General features: G+C 38.3%; 18 protein-coding genes and 1 riboswitch. Of the genes, 10 read left to right on the forward strand and 8 right to left on the reverse strand.

What is annotated here, in order from left to right; genetic code table 11:
- Entirely contained in the window at positions 1-387 is a 387-nt protein-coding gene (copC, locus tag M1E86_RS10330) for a copper homeostasis periplasmic binding protein CopC (RefSeq protein WP_125893002.1), read from the reverse strand.
- 234 nt (positions 388-621) lie between these two features.
- Entirely contained in the window at positions 622-1,125 is a 504-nt protein-coding gene (gene ftnA / locus M1E86_RS10335) for a non-heme ferritin (protein WP_102138686.1), read from the reverse strand.
- 289 nt (positions 1,126-1,414) lie between these two features.
- Here ftnA and M1E86_RS10340 point away from each other — a divergent pair, with 289 nt between their 5' ends.
- A complete protein-coding gene (locus M1E86_RS10340) occupies positions 1,415-1,645 on the forward strand; it encodes a DNA polymerase III subunit theta (RefSeq protein ID WP_004253885.1) in 231 nt (76 codons plus the stop codon).
- Positions 1,646-1,721: 76 nt separating this feature from the next.
- Here M1E86_RS10340 and yebF read toward each other — a convergent pair whose 3' ends face one another.
- Entirely contained in the window at positions 1,722-2,087 is a 366-nt protein-coding gene (gene yebF, locus M1E86_RS10345) for a protein YebF (RefSeq protein ID WP_213912656.1), read from the reverse strand.
- 180 nt (positions 2,088-2,267) lie between these two features.
- On the reverse strand, positions 2,268-2,447 hold the full coding sequence (locus M1E86_RS10350) for a YoaH family protein (protein WP_213912655.1): 180 nt from the start codon (positions 2,445-2,447) through the stop codon (positions 2,268-2,270).
- A gap of 124 nt (positions 2,448-2,571) precedes the next feature.
- Here M1E86_RS10350 and pabB point away from each other — a divergent pair, with 124 nt between their 5' ends.
- The 8 genes from pabB to mntP all read left to right on the forward strand — a co-directional run bounded on the left by pabB (position 2,572) and on the right by mntP (position 10,996).
- The gene (gene pabB, locus M1E86_RS10355) at positions 2,572-3,942 is read left to right on the forward strand and encodes an aminodeoxychorismate synthase component 1 (protein ID WP_213912654.1); all 1,371 of its coding nucleotides are present in this window, start codon (positions 2,572-2,574) and stop codon (positions 3,940-3,942) included.
- Positions 3,935-4,495 carry a CoA pyrophosphatase gene (locus M1E86_RS10360; protein WP_213912653.1) on the forward strand — a complete coding sequence of 187 codons (561 nt, stop codon included), beginning with the start codon at positions 3,935-3,937 and terminating at the stop codon, positions 4,493-4,495. The genes pabB and M1E86_RS10360 overlap by 8 nt, the downstream gene beginning before the upstream one ends.
- Positions 4,496-4,775: 280 nt before the next feature.
- Positions 4,776-6,140: an L-serine ammonia-lyase gene (locus M1E86_RS10365; RefSeq protein ID WP_125892995.1), complete on the forward strand. Its 1,365-nt coding sequence runs from the start codon at positions 4,776-4,778 to the stop codon at positions 6,138-6,140.
- Between the two features lie 681 nt (positions 6,141-6,821).
- Positions 6,822-7,790 carry a PTS mannose transporter subunit IIAB gene (gene manX / locus M1E86_RS10370; protein WP_213912652.1) on the forward strand — a complete coding sequence of 323 codons (969 nt, stop codon included), beginning with the start codon at positions 6,822-6,824 and terminating at the stop codon, positions 7,788-7,790.
- A gap of 68 nt (positions 7,791-7,858) precedes the next feature.
- On the forward strand, positions 7,859-8,662 hold the full coding sequence (locus M1E86_RS10375; RefSeq protein ID WP_004253851.1) for a PTS mannose/fructose/sorbose transporter subunit IIC: 804 nt from the start codon (positions 7,859-7,861) through the stop codon (positions 8,660-8,662).
- Positions 8,663-8,674: 12 nt separating this feature from the next.
- A complete protein-coding gene (locus M1E86_RS10380; protein ID WP_102138691.1) occupies positions 8,675-9,526 on the forward strand; it encodes a PTS mannose transporter subunit IID in 852 nt (283 codons plus the stop codon).
- 89 nt (positions 9,527-9,615) lie between these two features.
- The gene (locus tag M1E86_RS10385; RefSeq protein ID WP_125892993.1) at positions 9,616-10,074 is read left to right on the forward strand and encodes a DUF986 family protein; all 459 of its coding nucleotides are present in this window, start codon (positions 9,616-9,618) and stop codon (positions 10,072-10,074) included.
- A 151-nt stretch (positions 10,075-10,225) separates the two neighbouring features.
- Positions 10,226-10,368: riboswitch (yybP-ykoY riboswitch) on the forward strand.
- A gap of 46 nt (positions 10,369-10,414) precedes the next feature.
- Positions 10,415-10,996 (forward strand): manganese efflux pump MntP, encoded by a 582-nt coding sequence (mntP, locus tag M1E86_RS10390; protein WP_125892992.1) that lies wholly within the window; start codon positions 10,415-10,417, stop codon positions 10,994-10,996.
- A gap of 32 nt (positions 10,997-11,028) precedes the next feature.
- Here the strand turns inward: mntP and rlmA are convergent, their stop codons facing one another.
- Together rlmA and M1E86_RS10400 are read right to left on the reverse strand one after the other, a co-directional pair.
- Positions 11,029-11,853, reverse strand: coding sequence for a 23S rRNA (guanine(745)-N(1))-methyltransferase (rlmA, locus tag M1E86_RS10395; protein ID WP_125892990.1), 825 nt, complete (start codon positions 11,851-11,853; stop codon positions 11,029-11,031).
- Between the two features lie 108 nt (positions 11,854-11,961).
- On the reverse strand, positions 11,962-12,162 hold the full coding sequence (locus M1E86_RS10400) for an acid-shock protein (protein WP_125892988.1): 201 nt from the start codon (positions 12,160-12,162) through the stop codon (positions 11,962-11,964).
- Between the two features lie 363 nt (positions 12,163-12,525).
- On the opposite strand from M1E86_RS10400, the gene M1E86_RS10405 reads away from it, so the two are divergent.
- Positions 12,526-12,996 carry a GNAT family N-acetyltransferase gene (locus M1E86_RS10405; RefSeq protein ID WP_213912651.1) on the forward strand — a complete coding sequence of 157 codons (471 nt, stop codon included), beginning with the start codon at positions 12,526-12,528 and terminating at the stop codon, positions 12,994-12,996.
- Positions 12,997-13,108: 112 nt separating this feature from the next.
- Here the strand turns inward: M1E86_RS10405 and M1E86_RS10410 are convergent, their stop codons facing one another.
- Both M1E86_RS10410 and alr read right to left on the reverse strand, forming a co-directional pair.
- Positions 13,109-13,846: a phosphatase gene (locus tag M1E86_RS10410; protein WP_004253839.1), complete on the reverse strand. Its 738-nt coding sequence runs from the start codon at positions 13,844-13,846 to the stop codon at positions 13,109-13,111.
- Between the two features lie 218 nt (positions 13,847-14,064).
- The gene (gene alr / locus M1E86_RS10415) at positions 14,065-15,294 is read right to left on the reverse strand and encodes an alanine racemase (protein WP_426099080.1); all 1,230 of its coding nucleotides are present in this window, start codon (positions 15,292-15,294) and stop codon (positions 14,065-14,067) included.
- Between the last annotated feature and the right edge of the window lie 157 nt (positions 15,295-15,451).

Below are 15,451 nucleotides of genomic sequence, written 5' to 3' on the forward strand. Positions count from 1 at the left end.
TTATTTCACTGCAAAGCTATACGTTCCTTTTGTTTTATGTCCGTCGACAGAAACGACGCTCCAATTAACGTCATATTTTCCCGCAATGAGTTTGTCTTCCACAGGAACAATCACTTTAGTATCGTTAGTTGGATCTAACGTTGCTTTACCAGTTTTTACTATTTTATTTTCAGGCCCAATAATGCTGACTTTAGTAAAGTTAACTTCAATACCTTCAGAAAAGCTTAATGTGATGGACTCAGGTGCTTGTTCTACTGCTGTACCTTCAGCTGGAAGCTGGTCTTTTAAATGCGCATGTGCAAATGCTTGCTGGAAAGACATTCCTAAAAAAAGAACGGCAACTGCGCTGATTTTGCGCCATGAAGATTTAATAGGGTTAATTGGCATAGTAACCTCTTAATTTGCAGGTGAATTTAGAATAATTGCCAATCATTATACGGAAAACAAACCATTTTACCGCTTAAAAATGGGTTTTATCGCCCTATCCTGTGAGTTTTCACACAAAATGAAAAGAAAAAGACTTATGAACATTGAATTACCGTATTCGTGTCCATAAGTCTAGGGAGCTTATATATCAAGTTGAAATAAAAACGATGTTTCTATTTATCTGCGGTGTTTAGATTAAACATGCGTTGCCGCTGACAGGTTTTTCAAGTCTTTATCTAACAAGAAGAGTGCCTTACCAGACTCACCCACCATATCCAGTTTATCCAGTACTGATTTAAATAATTTTTCTTCTTCATGTTGCTCTGCAACATACCATTGTAAGAAGTTAAATGTAGAATAATCTTGTGTCGTCATTGCTAAATGAGCCAATTTATTAATTTCACGGGTGATTAATTGCTCATGTTCGTAAGTTTGGTTGAAGACATCGCTAATTGATTTGAAATCAACGGGTGGCGCAGCAATTTGCCCTAACAGTGGCAGTGCACCTGTGTCACTAAGATAATCAAATAAACGCTGCATATGTTCCATTTCTTCTTGCGAGTGTGCTTTTAAGAACGCCGCAGCGCCTTCATAGCCTTTGTCACTACACCAAGCACTCATTTGCAAATAAAGGTTTGCTGAGTAAAATTCAAGGTTTAATTGTTCGTTTAATTTTTTGACCATGTCTGTAGTTAACATATTTATGCCTTATCGGTTAATCATTGATGTGTATATTATGCACAGTATTACAATAATTAAAACCCTAAAACAATCTTAAAACAAAAAAACACAATTTACTGATAATTAATAACTTTTGTTAAAAACAATAATAATCAATCTCATTATCTTTTCTTGTTTTTCTTAATAACTAAATATATAAAAAGATAAATTTAATCCTTATATTTCATTATTCCAATTAATGTATTGAGATTTTTTCTCATTATCCAGTTACAATAATAAGGGATGAATTTAACCGTAGAGATCAAATATGAGTCATAATCTTGCTTTATTGCCTAAAGATGAAATGGATAAGGTCAATGTCGACCTTTTGGCTTCCGGTGTTGCATTTAAAGAACGCTATAACATTGCCATCATTGCTGAAGCTGTTGAGCGAGAACAACCTGAACACTTAAGGGAATACTTCAGGGAGCGACTAGTATACTACCGCCAACTATCACAGAATTTTGCACGTATGCCCTATGAGCCGCGAAATCGCTAGCCCCACAAACACACAAAAATGATGCAAAAAAGGGATAACCTGAATGGTTACCCCTTGATTATCAAGATCAAAAAATTTATTTCGACGTATTATATGTCACAGTATTATTTTGGCAGTCTACCGCAACTGAATAATGTAAGTCAGATTTTGCACCACGAACAACTAGCGGGACCCTATAACCTGTTTCGGTTTTAGTGACTTCGCTATCATTGACCCATGCAACCGCTTTCTTGCCTAAAGCCGCTTTTTCATCTGTCCAGCGAGGTAAACGATTATTCATAAAATCGCTTTTCACTTGTGCTGCAATTTGAGGCTCAGTTAACGTGCCACAACTGACGAAAGGTGCAGCTTTACCTTCTTCACTATTTGCGCTTAACGCAAAAGAGCTAAAAACCAGCGTACAAGCACCTAAAACCACAGCAATTTTTTGTTTCGCTTCCATACCATCCTCCGATACCTATTAATAGGTAAAGACTTTTGATTAGTTTAGCGGCTTATTTCAGCCTATCAGATACCCGTTATCTTCTGGTTATTATCTAGTCTTCATTGATAAATAGAATGACTTAACTAATATTAATCTATCAGATTTATGCATGGATGTTAATAGTATGTTTACAAATTATTAATTTTCATCATCAAAACGAACATGGATCTGCTCTTTATCTTGGTGCTTTTCTCTAATTTCTTGAGCGACTAATGCAATAGCCTCACCACTACTCATCCCTTCCGCCATCAATTGATGAATTTTTTCAACTGCTTCTTGCTGTTCTTGGTGATTAAGTGCTGGCATACCAGAAAACATGGTTTAAACCTCATGTATAAAAGACTAAAATCAATGATTAAGATTTTAACATCTCTTCGTCTATTAAGATAAGAATATATGTTAATCTGTATTGATTCACTTGCGGAAATTTAGACTCATCATTATGGTTATCAAAAAAATCCAATTACCTTATAGCCCAAGCACAGCCATTGATTATTTTACCCCACTGGCACACCTGCCATGGGCGATGTTACTGCATTCAGGTAATGCAAAACACCCCCATAATCGGTATGACATTATTGTTGCTGACCCCATTGCAACGCTGACGACTTATCAGTTTGAAACAACCATCTCAGAGCCAAATCAGGCTCCTATCGTTTCTGAATCAGATCCTTTTGAACTTCTTCAAGGATTGCTTGATAAATACCAACCGAAACATCAGGAAGAGACTGAATGTCCCTTCAACGGCGGTGCCCTCGGTCTTTGGAGTTACGATTTAGGTCGACGCATTGAAAAATTACCTGAAATTGCAACAACAGAATTGCAATTTCCAGATATGGCTATTGGGATCTACTTGTGGGCACTCATTGTTGATCACCATAATAAAACAACTACATTAATTAGTTATGATGATGTTGATGCCCGACTGGCTTGGCTGCAAACCCAAAAAAAACCGCGTAAAAACAAGTTTCAATTAACTACCTCATGGCAGTCAAATATGTCAGAAGAGGCATATCATCATAATATTGCCCGTATCCATGAGTATTTACATAATGGTGATTGTTATCAAATCAACTTAGCGCAAAGATTCAAAGCTAAATATAAGGGAGATGAATGGAATGCATTTTTAGCGCTACTTGAACGTAACGGCGCCCCTTTCTCTTCATTTATACGTCTCCCCGAAAACGCAGTTATCAGTATTTCGCCTGAGCGTTTTATCAGTTTACAAGATGGGAATATTCAAACCCGCCCAATAAAAGGGACGCTACCTCGCCTAGATAATGAACAAGATGACCTTGCACAAGCAGAAAAACTGGCGAACTCCGTCAAAGACCGCGCAGAAAACTTGATGATTGTCGACCTACTACGTAATGATATTGGCCGCGTTGCAAAACCTGGCACTGTCAGTGTTCCTGAATTATTCGCTGTTGAAGCGTTTCCTGCAGTGCATCACTTAGTCAGTACTATCACGGCAAAACTCGATAGCCCATACCGTGCAACTGACTTGTTACGTGCGTGCTTTCCTGGCGGTTCAATAACCGGAGCACCTAAAATTCGCGCAATGGAAATTATCGAAGAGTTAGAACCCCATCGCCGGCATGGCTATTGTGGCGCAATCGGCTATATTAGTTTCAGTGGTAATATGGATAGCAATATCACTATTCGTACTTTACTGACGTATAAAAAGCAGGTTTATTGTTGGGCTGGCGGCGGTATCGTTGCAGATAGCCAAGCAGACAAAGAGTACCAAGAAACTTTTGATAAATTAAGCCTGATCTTACCGTTATTAGGAGCGCTCAATACCGATGACTGAACTGAATAACTTTATCAGTCGTTTTCAGTTTACTTTACCGGCCACCCGCCAGCCTGAACGCAAGGCGGGTAAATCGGCGGCTGTTCTTTTGCCTATTATTAATAAACCAAATCCGACGCTACTTCTCACGCAACGCTCTCCATTTTTACGCTCCCATGCAGGCCAAGTCGCCTTTCCAGGTGGCGCAAGTGACCCAGAAGATGGTACGCTCGTCAATACCGCATTGCGTGAAGCTTATGAAGAAGTGGCCATCCCCCCGGAAAAAGTCACGGTATTGGGCCAATTAAGCCCCTTACAAAGTTACGGTGGCTATGAAGTTACGCCAATCGTTGGCTTGGTGCCAAATAACATTCAATACCAAGCCAACCCGAGTGAAGTCGCTGCTATCTTTGAAGTTCCCTTATTTGATGCGCTTTCATTACAGCGTCATAAGTATGTCGATATTAAGCGTTCAGGGCGACATAATCGCATCTTTTTTTATTGGTATAATGGCCATTTAGTGTGGGGACTAACCGCCTCTATTATTCACCAACTTGCTTTGCAATTGGATTAACGCTTAACACAACTTTTCACCATACGATGCCAGTATCGCAGTAAAATCTATTTAAGATAACAAGATATGACGTCATATATGACAAAATATACCTCTACTACCTGTTGCTTTTTTAGCCATATCACAGACATTTTGTGCTATTTACAATCAATTACCCTTCAGCAACTACCTTATTTCAAAAAATACTTTAAACTTACTGGTTAACACTACTAAATAACAGTAAAGTAGCGCCTTTTAAAATAATGCACTACATTTTCATATTTTTTTTAAGGAGTCCTGCGTGATAAGCGTTTTCGACATGTTTAAAGTGGGCATAGGCCCTTCAAGCTCTCATACCGTTGGTCCAATGAAAGCTGGGAAAGAATTTGTCGATGATTTAGTAAGCAAAAATTTATTACCTAACGTCACTCGTATTTCTGTGGATGTTTATGGGTCATTATCGCTTACTGGAAAAGGGCACCATACTGATATCGCCATTATTATGGGGCTAGCAGGTAATTTACCTGCCACTGTCGACATTGAATCCATCCCAACTTTTATCAAAAATGTAGAAGAAACAGAAAAGTTATCATTAGCAAATGGTCTTCAGGTCGTTGACTTCCCCAATGAAGGTGGCATGAATTTTCGTCAAGACAACCTGCCATTGCATGAAAATGGCATGACAATTCATGCTTTTGCAGGTAATGATGAAATTTACACCAAAACTTATTATTCCATTGGTGGTGGTTTTATTGTAGATGCCGAGCATTTTGGCGAATCTACTCTTGATAGCAAACCAGTTTCTTATCCGTTTAATTCCGCGGAAGAGCTATTACTCAATTGTAAAAAATCAGGCCTCTCTATTTCTAGCTTAATGATGAAAAATGAGTTAGATCTTCACACTAAAGAAGAGATTGAAGCCTATTTCGCTGATGTATGGCAGACGATGCAGGCCTGTATTGAACGTGGTTTAAACACCGAAGGTGTTTTACCAGGCCCATTGCGTGTTCCCCGTCGTGCGCCGGCACTTAATCGAATGGTCACTTCATCAAGCAAGTTATCTAATGACCCGATGAATGTGGTTGATCTGATCAATATGTATGCCTTAGCCGTGAATGAGGAAAATGCAGCTGGTGGCCGTGTCGTAACAGCCCCAACTAATGGTGCCTGCGGCATCGTACCTGCGGTATTAGCTTATTATAATCATTGCATTGAACCTGTAACGCCAGAGTTATATATGCGTTATTTCTTAGCTTCAGGCGCTATTGGTATATTATACAAAATGAATGCGTCAATTTCAGGTGCTGAAGTAGGCTGTCAAGGTGAAGTCGGTGTGGCATGTTCTATGGCCGCTGCGGGTCTGGCCGAATTATTTGGTGGCAGCCCTGAGCAAGTGTGTATTGCTGCAGAAATCGGTATGGAACACAATTTAGGTTTAACTTGTGATCCTGTCGCAGGCCAAGTTCAAGTTCCGTGTATTGAGCGTAATGCCATCGCATCCGTTAAAGCGGTTAATGCCACACGTATGGCACTGCGCAGAACAAGCGAACCTCGTGTTTCTCTCGATAAAGTCATTGAAACTATGTATGAAACTGGGAAAGACATGAATGCGAAATATCGTGAGACATCCCGAGGCGGGTTAGCCATCAAAGTACAATGTGACTAATTTTATTCTCAATTAATTTAAGTCTTAAGCACCCTTTTCTATTCTGTTATCGTTTTAAACAGTATTTTAAGGGTGCTTTTTTAATATGTATTAAAAAGTTTTTTGTTATTTTTAGTCACCTTTCTCTTCCTAAATGCTCCAATTCACCTAATCAATTACCCCTAATTTTTCCATTGAATTAACTCAGTTTTCTTATATTCAACAAGTTACATCAAAACGAAATTAATACTATTTTGTGCTAAAGATTGTTTTGAGCTGAATAAGAGATTTCTAATCGCCACTGAAAACTGATTATTTTTTACTCTAAAAATCAATATCGTACTATTTTATTTGCTTTTTTTGTTACCGATAACACAGCAATAAACCAACAAAAACAAAATACTCAGATTTTTAATTTTATTGAATCAAAATAAACAGCAATAAAATGCAATTCAATATCAATTTTTAGGTATATTCTTATTTTTCTGACGCGAAACAAGTTTTTAGGATAATACAAGATGATATGCTAATAATGTAATTGATACTAACAACACCATGAGCTACTTCATGAATATTATGAGATGTTTGTAATTATTCAGCTAAAATTATTATACAGGGGAAACTGATAAAAAGGCGCCTGACTTGAGTGTCCATTTTATCGACAGATAATGTTTTGTTTTATCTATCTATGAGGGAAAAATAGTGAGTATAGCTATTATGATTGGTACACACGGAGTCGCTGCAGAGCAGCTTCTTCGAACAACCGAAATGTTAATAGGCGAGCAAGATAATGTGTCGTTTATTGACTTTATCCCTGGGGAAAACGCAGACACCCTATTTGATAAGTACACCCAAAAGCTAACTGATTTAGATACATCAAAGGGTGTCTTATTCCTTGTTGATACATGGGGAGGCAGTCCATTTAACGCGGCTAGTCGTATTGTTAATGAGCATGATAATTATGACATTATCACTGGTGTAAATGTTCCAATGTTAGTTGAAACCTTCATGTGCCGTGATGATGACCCATCAATGAATGAACTTATCTCTGTTGCACTCGAAACGGGTCGCGGTGGTGTTCGTTCATTTAAATTCAAAGAAGCTGTAGCAGAAGTAGAACCGGCTACTGTCACATCAAACACCCCCACCCCTGCACCAGTGAAAGCCGGCCCCGGTGAACATATGGTGATCGCACTTGCTCGTATTGATGACAGATTAATTCACGGACAAGTTGCAACACGCTGGACGAAAGAAACCCAAGTTAAACGCATTATTGTGGTCAGTGATGACGTAGCAAAAGACCAAGTTCGCTCTACGTTGTTAAAACAAGTCGCACCACCGGGTGTCACTGCGCATGTTGTTGATGTGGCTAAATGTATTCGCGTTTACAATAACCCGAAATACGCTGGTGAGCGCGTTATGTTGCTTTTCACCAATCCAACTGATGTTAAACGTATCGTCGAAGAAGGTGTTGACGTCAAGTCCGTTAATATTGGTGGAATGGCATACCATGATGGCAAAACCATGGTCACAAATGCTGTTTCTATCAACCAAGAAGACATTGATGCATTTAATTATTTGAACGACAAAAAAATTGAACTTGAAGTTAGGAAGGTCTCATCAGATAGCAAAGTTTATATGATGGACTTGATCAATAAACTCAAAAAATAATTTTTATATTAATTTTAATCCATTACTCAAAACAGATTTTAAAACTTTTGGTTACAGGAGATTAAACAATGGAACTTACCGTTGTTCAAATAGTAATGGTCTTCATCGTCGCGTGTATCGCGGGGATGGGATCAATCCTTGATGAATTCCAATTTCACCGTCCTCTCATTGCTTGTACGCTTATAGGTATCGTTCTGGGAGATATGAAAACAGGTATCATCATTGGCGGTACATTAGAAATGATCGCACTGGGGTGGATGAATATCGGTGCTGCCGTTGCACCAGATGCCGCTTTAGCCTCTATTATTTCAACTATCCTCGTCATTGCCGGCGGTCAAAGTATTGGTGCAGGTATTGCCATTGCTATCCCACTCGCAGCTGCAGGACAGGTATTAACCATTATTGTTCGTACTGTGACAGTTGCATTCCAACATGCTGCTGATAAAGCCGCCCTAAATGGCAACCTAACTGCTATTGGCTTTATCCATATTTCAGCTTTATTACTGCAAGCGATGCGTATCGCAATACCTGCCTTAATTGTCGCCATTTCTGTTGGTACATCAGAAGTACAACAAATGTTGGATTCTATCCCACAAGTTGTTACTGACGGCCTGAATATTGCTGGTGGTATGATTGTTGTTGTCGGTTATGCGATGGTTATCAATATGATGCGTGCAGGATACTTAATGCCATTTTTCTACTTAGGCTTTGTTACCGCGGCATTTACTGACTTCAACCTGGTTGCTCTTGGGGTTATCGGTACTGTTATGGCTATTTTATATATCCAACTCAGTCCAAAATACAATAAATCGCAAACTGTTGTTACCCAAGGAAATAGTAGCAATAACAACCTTGATAATGAGCTAGACTAGGAGGAACGTATAATGGTAGATATCACTAAGCCAACGGCTAAAAAGCTTACACAAAGCGATATTCGCGGCGTATTCTTACGGTCTAACCTATTGCAAGGTTCTTGGAACTTTGAACGTATGCAAGCCCTAGGCTTCTGCTATTCAATGGTTCCCGTTATTCGTCGTCTTTATCCTGAAAATAATGATGATAGAAAACAAGCCATTAAGCGCCATCTTGAATTCTTCAATACTCACCCGTATGTTGCAGCGCCTGTTCTGGGTGTCACAATGGCAATGGAAGAGCAGCGTGCCAATGGTGCTGACATTGATGACGGTGCAATAAATGGTATCAAAGTCGGTCTAATGGGGCCATTAGCTGGTGTGGGTGACCCAATTTTCTGGGGAACGGTTCGCCCTGTATTTGCGGCTCTCGGTGCAGGTATCGCAATGACAGGTAGCTTACTTGGCCCTCTCCTGTTCTTTGTTTTATTTAACCTTGTACGTTTATTAACCCTTTACTATGGTGTGTCATATGGCTACAAAAAAGGGATTGATATTGTTCAAGACATTGGTGGTGGTTTCCTACAAAAGCTAACCGAAGGAGCATCAATCCTTGGTTTATTTGTTATGGGGGCCTTGGTAAACAAATGGACACATGTCAATATTCCACTGGAAGTGTCACGGATCAAAAACCCTACAACGGGTACTGAAGATATTACCACCGTTCAAATGATCCTTGATCAACTCATGCCAGGCTTAGTGCCTCTATTGCTGACTTTCGCCTGTATGTGGTTGTTACGTCGTAAAGTTAACGCGTTGTGGATTATTATCGGCTTCTTTGGCTTGGGTATCCTAGGTGCTTGGCTGAACTTCTTAGCGCCATAATTTTTCATCATTATTTGAATTGGGAGGTTGCAGCCTCCCTTTTTTAATTTTAAGCTCTGCATTATGTCTACTTATCCAAGGGCTCACAAATGACCTTCAATGATGCCATTCTTGTTATAATCATTTTGATCATGCTTGTTTATGCAATTTATGATGAATTCATTCAGCATTTGCTAAAGGGTAAAACCTTATTAAAAATTAATCTAAAACGAAAACATCGAGCTGATGCTATTATTTTTATTGTTCTAATTTGTATCGTTATTTATACAAATATTGTACGCCATGGTAATTCATTAACCACCTACTTATTATTGATTACTATTTTTATGTCAATCTATTTGGCGTTTATAAGAACACCTAAGCTATTCTTCAAACAAACTGGTTTTTATTTTGCTAATGCATTTATTTTGTATGACAGAATAAAAACAATGAATTTATCCGAAGACGGTGTATTAATAATAGGTTTAGAAAAAAAGAAAATTAACATTCAAGTATCACATCTTGATGATTTGCAACAAATTTATGAATTCCTCATTAATCATAAGTAAATAGTTTTTATATTGGCATTAAAAACAAGGTTAATTATAAATTTAATTAACCTTGTTTTTTTTAATAACCTTATTGATAATAATTCTCAATAAGATCTAATATCCACAATTAATTAAGTGTTGCCTTTAATATAAATTATGGTATCTTTCTTTCCACGTCATTGGGGAGTAGCCTGTTCTGGTTTGATATATTACCAGAAAGTCCGTATCAACATACTCGTTTGGTTTCAAACGTGGTGCGGACACCAAAGTTCGGTTGGCAAGACCATAGACACATAAATAAGCCTTTTGGTTGGGGGTAATTTATGTGTATATGGAATCACCCAACCGAGGTTCTATTATGAGTTTCTATGCTACCCTTATCTTAGCCCTTGCCCTGTCAATGGATGCCTTCGCTGTTGCTATTTGCAAAGGTGCCGTACTTCATAAACCCCGCTTTAGAGAAATCCTCCGTACAGGTTTTATTTTTGGTTTTATTGAAGCCATTACCCCCATTATTGGTTGGGGGATCGGGATCTTAGCTAGCCAATATGTTATCCGCTGGGATCACTGGATTGCATTTGCTTTATTATTTGTTTTAGGTGCTAGAATGATCTGGCAGAGCATTAAAACAAAAGATGAAGAATGTTGTTCTAAACCCTCTAGTCATAGTTCAACAAACCTTATTTTTTCCGCGATAGCCACCAGCCTTGATGCAATGGCTATTGGTCTCGGTTTAGCTTTCTTACAAGTGGATATTGTTCATACTGCAATGACTATCGGCTTAATGACGATGATTATGGCAACTATCGGTATGATGATTGGCCGCTATGTTGGCCCATTACTCGGAAAAAAAGCAGAAATTATTGGTGGGTTGGTACTAATAGGTATTGGTTTTAATATTTTATTTGAGCATCTTGAGTTATTTATGTACGCCCATTAGTTTTTGTGCCCCCTTATATGGGGGCAATAACCTTACTCTGCATCAGATTGATAAACACGAATTAAAAAATCAGCCGTATACTCTTTCACTTCAGCTTGTTGCAAATTCTCTTTGACCTGCTCTGATGCGCGCCAAGCAAATGGTGTCATCATCAACAATTCATAAGCTTCATACCCTGTCAGTGCCATTTTATAATTTAATCGGCAGCTATCTATTAGCGAAAGATTGGGTAAATCTTCCTCTTTAGTTGGATGTAACTTTACCTCATCGTAAATTAACGCTTTTAATTCTTGCAGATGTTCCGCTGCTGGCGTAACGGTAATTAACACGCCTTTAGAAACTAATATACGGCTTAATTCTTGTGCTTTGCAGGGTGCGTAAATTCGGACAACTCCACCCAAGCTGTTATTTGAGAATGGCAAGCGATGACTTGTACCGACGCAAAAACGAACGGATTTATAGCGTTTCGCTGCATAACGAATTGCTACTTTCGAAACATCTAGGCCTAAAACCGAATATTTTTCAAAATGTTTCGCAAGTTCTCGAGAGAAATAGTCTGTGTAATACCCTTCCCCACAACCAATATCTAACAAACTAGGATGAGATGATGGAATAAACTGAATGAGTTTTTCGGCTACCTTTTCACGCATTGGATGGTAATGGCCCGCATCAAGAAATTGCCTACGCGCTTGCATCATTTCAGCATTATCACCGGGGTCTTTAGACCGTTTATGTTGCACGGGCAACAAATTAACGTAGCCCTCTTTTGCACAATCGAATTGGTGGTTTTCTACACAGCGATAGCTGTTATTGATAAAATTTAGCGGTGTAAAACAAAGTGGGCATTGATAATTCATAGGGGTCACTGACTAAATAAATAATAATCAGTATACCATACCAACATTGATGCAGCGCCATGAAATTATTTTTCCATGGCACTGTGACGTTAAATAAAATTCCTTGAGTTATTTCGTAGATTTGCTTACCTGTGCAGATTTTCCTTTATTCGCCTTTTTCTCACTGTTTATTTTAACTTGATGAGATTTGGTTATTTGATGTGACTGTGCGACCGGAGATACAGGTTCAGATTTTACCGTTGTGTTTGCTAATGCAGCACCAGAAACAGCTAAAGACAATACGGTTGCAATTGCTAATAACTTTTTCATTTAATGTACCTTATTATATTTACAAGCAAGGATGTTCTTGCCATGCTAATAAATCATACTTTATTTATTATCCACAATAGGACAAATTTAAAGATTTATATATTTTTCATAGGTTATCTTAGTGGAGATATATTTTCAGTTCGTTGATATTACATTTACTTTTCAATATTAGATTTTTTATTTTAATAAAATTATAATTCAATAAAAACAGTCATATGGCAACATTCAGTTTTATTATCACTATTTATCAAGTTAAATCAAATTATTTGATAACTAATTTTCCAATAAGAATTTTATACTTGGCCTTGCCTTTTAATTTAATTTTTAGTTTTATAGAAGATAAAAGTAAATTAGGATGGAATAATGAAATTGAGATTAGCCACACCCAATGAAGCTGAATACCTTTGGTTTATACGCAACCAAGCCATTCGCCATGGCTGCACAACCAGTTTTGATGCAAAAACGATCAGCGCTTGGACACCTGATGAAATGCCAGTAAGTTATATATATATTGTGAAGAATACCCCATTCTTTGTTGTGACAAATGAAGATGATAAACCCGTTGCAACTGGCTATCTTAATCTAGAGGCTAACAGTGTTGATGCCATATTTACTTTACCACAGTACACTGGCTGCGGAGCTGCGGGCTTAATATTAGATGCTATTAAAGCTGAAGCCAAAAAGCGAAATATTAAAAAATTGGTATTAGATTCATCCCCGAATGCGGAACGTTTTTATCAGAAACATGGATTTACTTCGATTAAACATGGTAGTTACTACTCTTCTCTTGCGCAAGTCGAGTTAAATTGTGTTCAAATGGAAATTGAATTATAACTTTCAGTATAGCTGGAGTTAAAAGCCACTAACCTATTTAGTGGCTTTATTCTATTCAAGACGGACTATATTTGTGATCAACAGTACCTGTGACTACCGTTTTATATAACAGTTAAAAATCAGCAAATTCAGGGATAGGCTTACGTCCATGGGACTCTAAAAAATCCAATACACGACGTGGAGTAACATTTAAAATTTGTGATTGCGGAAAATCAATTGATTCCAACATTTCAACCACGCGATCAAAACGGCCGAGATACCCCGCAAAATGGGAGTCTGAACCTAATGCTACCCACCCGCCGGTCTCTTTAACAGCCTTAGCAATTTCTAAACAATTCTTTTGGCTACCCGCTCTTGAATGCAAGAATGAAGAGTTATTCATTTCCAAAGCCACATTACAATCTTTCGCAGCTTGTGCTACCGCTTTAATATCAATGGGATATTTGGGATTCCCCGGGTGGGTAATTATTTGCACTTTGCCGCTGCGGATCGTGGCAATCATGGCCTCTGTATTATCAGCTAAACTTTGAGGCTCAAGAACGGGTTCATGGAACCCCGCTAAAATAATATCTAAATGGCGAGCAATCTTTTCATTGCAGTCTGTCTCACCCAACTTGTTTTTTATATTCGCTTCAATACCGTACAATAAGCCAACGCCATCAACAATTCTCGGTAAGATAGGCATATTACCAAAGTGCCATTCATGTGGAGCATCTTGCATTTCAGGGCCGTGGTCGGTAATCGCAAAGAGTTTCACACCTCGACTTGCGGCTTCAGCAAAATATTCATTAACAGTGCTATATGCATGGGTGCTGGCAATGGTATGCGCATGTAAATCAACTTGATACATAAATGATATCCTTCTAATTCTTTTATTTTCCTTCCGAGTCAATCCGCTCAAAAAAGACTCTACCAAGCTAACATATCAGCTTATAAGTTTCGATAGCCATTCACCTAAACAGCATTTTATCAACATATTGCGATATCTTGGATAAAATCCGAAGAGGCTTTTAGGATAAAAAAACCCGCATTCATTACGGGTTAAAATACACTGAACTAAAAATCAGTTTAGTCAACTAAGATACGTTTATTGGTCGCTCCCCACAAGATCGACATCTCGGTAAATAACGCCCCGCTGATATCTTCAACTTCTTCGGCAGTAATTTCAGCATTACCTTGTTTACCAAAAAATACAACTTCATCTCCTGGGCTAACATTTTTTAAATCAGTAACATCAACCATAACCGTATTCATTGATGTTTTTCCTAGAACAGGAACTGTCTGACCATTAATCAATGCATGTCCCGCATTGCTAAATACGCGGCGATAACCATCTGCATAACCGACAGGGATATTGGCTAATACTGAGTCACGCTTTAAGGTATAGGTTCTGTCATAACCGACCGTATTGCCTTTTGGATAATGATTTACCGAGGCAATATTCGATTTCAGCGTCATCACACGCTTATAATCATTAGTCGCAACGGTATCACCATAGAAAATACCGCCTACACGTACCATATCCAGCCATGATTCTGGTACTGTAATGGTTGCATAAGTATTCGCCACATGTAATGTAATGTCTTCACGTTTTAACCCTGTCACATCCAATACTTGTTGAGACTCTTTTTGGAATTTCGCAAGGTCTTTACGGATTTGCGCTTCGTCCTCTTCTGGGTAATGGGACATAATGCCAACAATTTTTAACTGCGGTAATTGTGAAATCAGCTTGGCTTCATTAAGACCCGCAAGTGTACTCACCTCTAAACCGTTACGCGACATACCTGCTGAATTTAACGCAAGATGGATAGGGATCACTTTATTTTGCTTTTTCGCAATCGCATTCAAGCGCTGCGCCATAGCTAAATTACCGATTAACTCTTCCGTCTCATATTGTGTTGCTTGCGCCATTTCTTGCTCTGTCGCACTTCTCACTCGCATTAAGCGACCTTTGAAGCCTAAGTCTTTCACCGTTTTCAGCTCTTGGTTATTTGTCACACCAATACATTGCACGTTATTTTCAATCATTATTGGTGTAACTAAAGAAAGGTCATGCCCATATGCATCCCCTTTCAGAACAGCACATAAAGACGATTTATTTCCTAATAAGTTTTGTACTTTTTTGATATTAAAATCCAATGCCCCGCGAGATATTTCAATCCATGCGTTATTAACCACTGCAGGTTGGCTTTGTGTCGCATAGTTCTCTACTGGTGCTGTGATATGGTTTGGTTGCTGACATGCTGTCGCAGCAACAAATAAGGGAAGTAATGCCAAATATTTCAAACGAAAAGCCACGTGTTCTTCCTTATATCTAATGATTATCACCAAAATATTTTGATGTTTCTGAGTTATATAGACAAAATATGTATCGGTTTCAAATAATACCAACCTTAGCATTTCAAACAAGTAATGATTCATATTTTCTGCATAAAAAATCACTTAGATATAAACA

It is taken from the genome of Providencia sp. PROV200 (assembly GCF_049901995.1).
Taxonomy (GTDB): Bacteria; Pseudomonadota; Gammaproteobacteria; order Enterobacterales; family Enterobacteriaceae; genus Providencia; species Providencia rettgeri_E.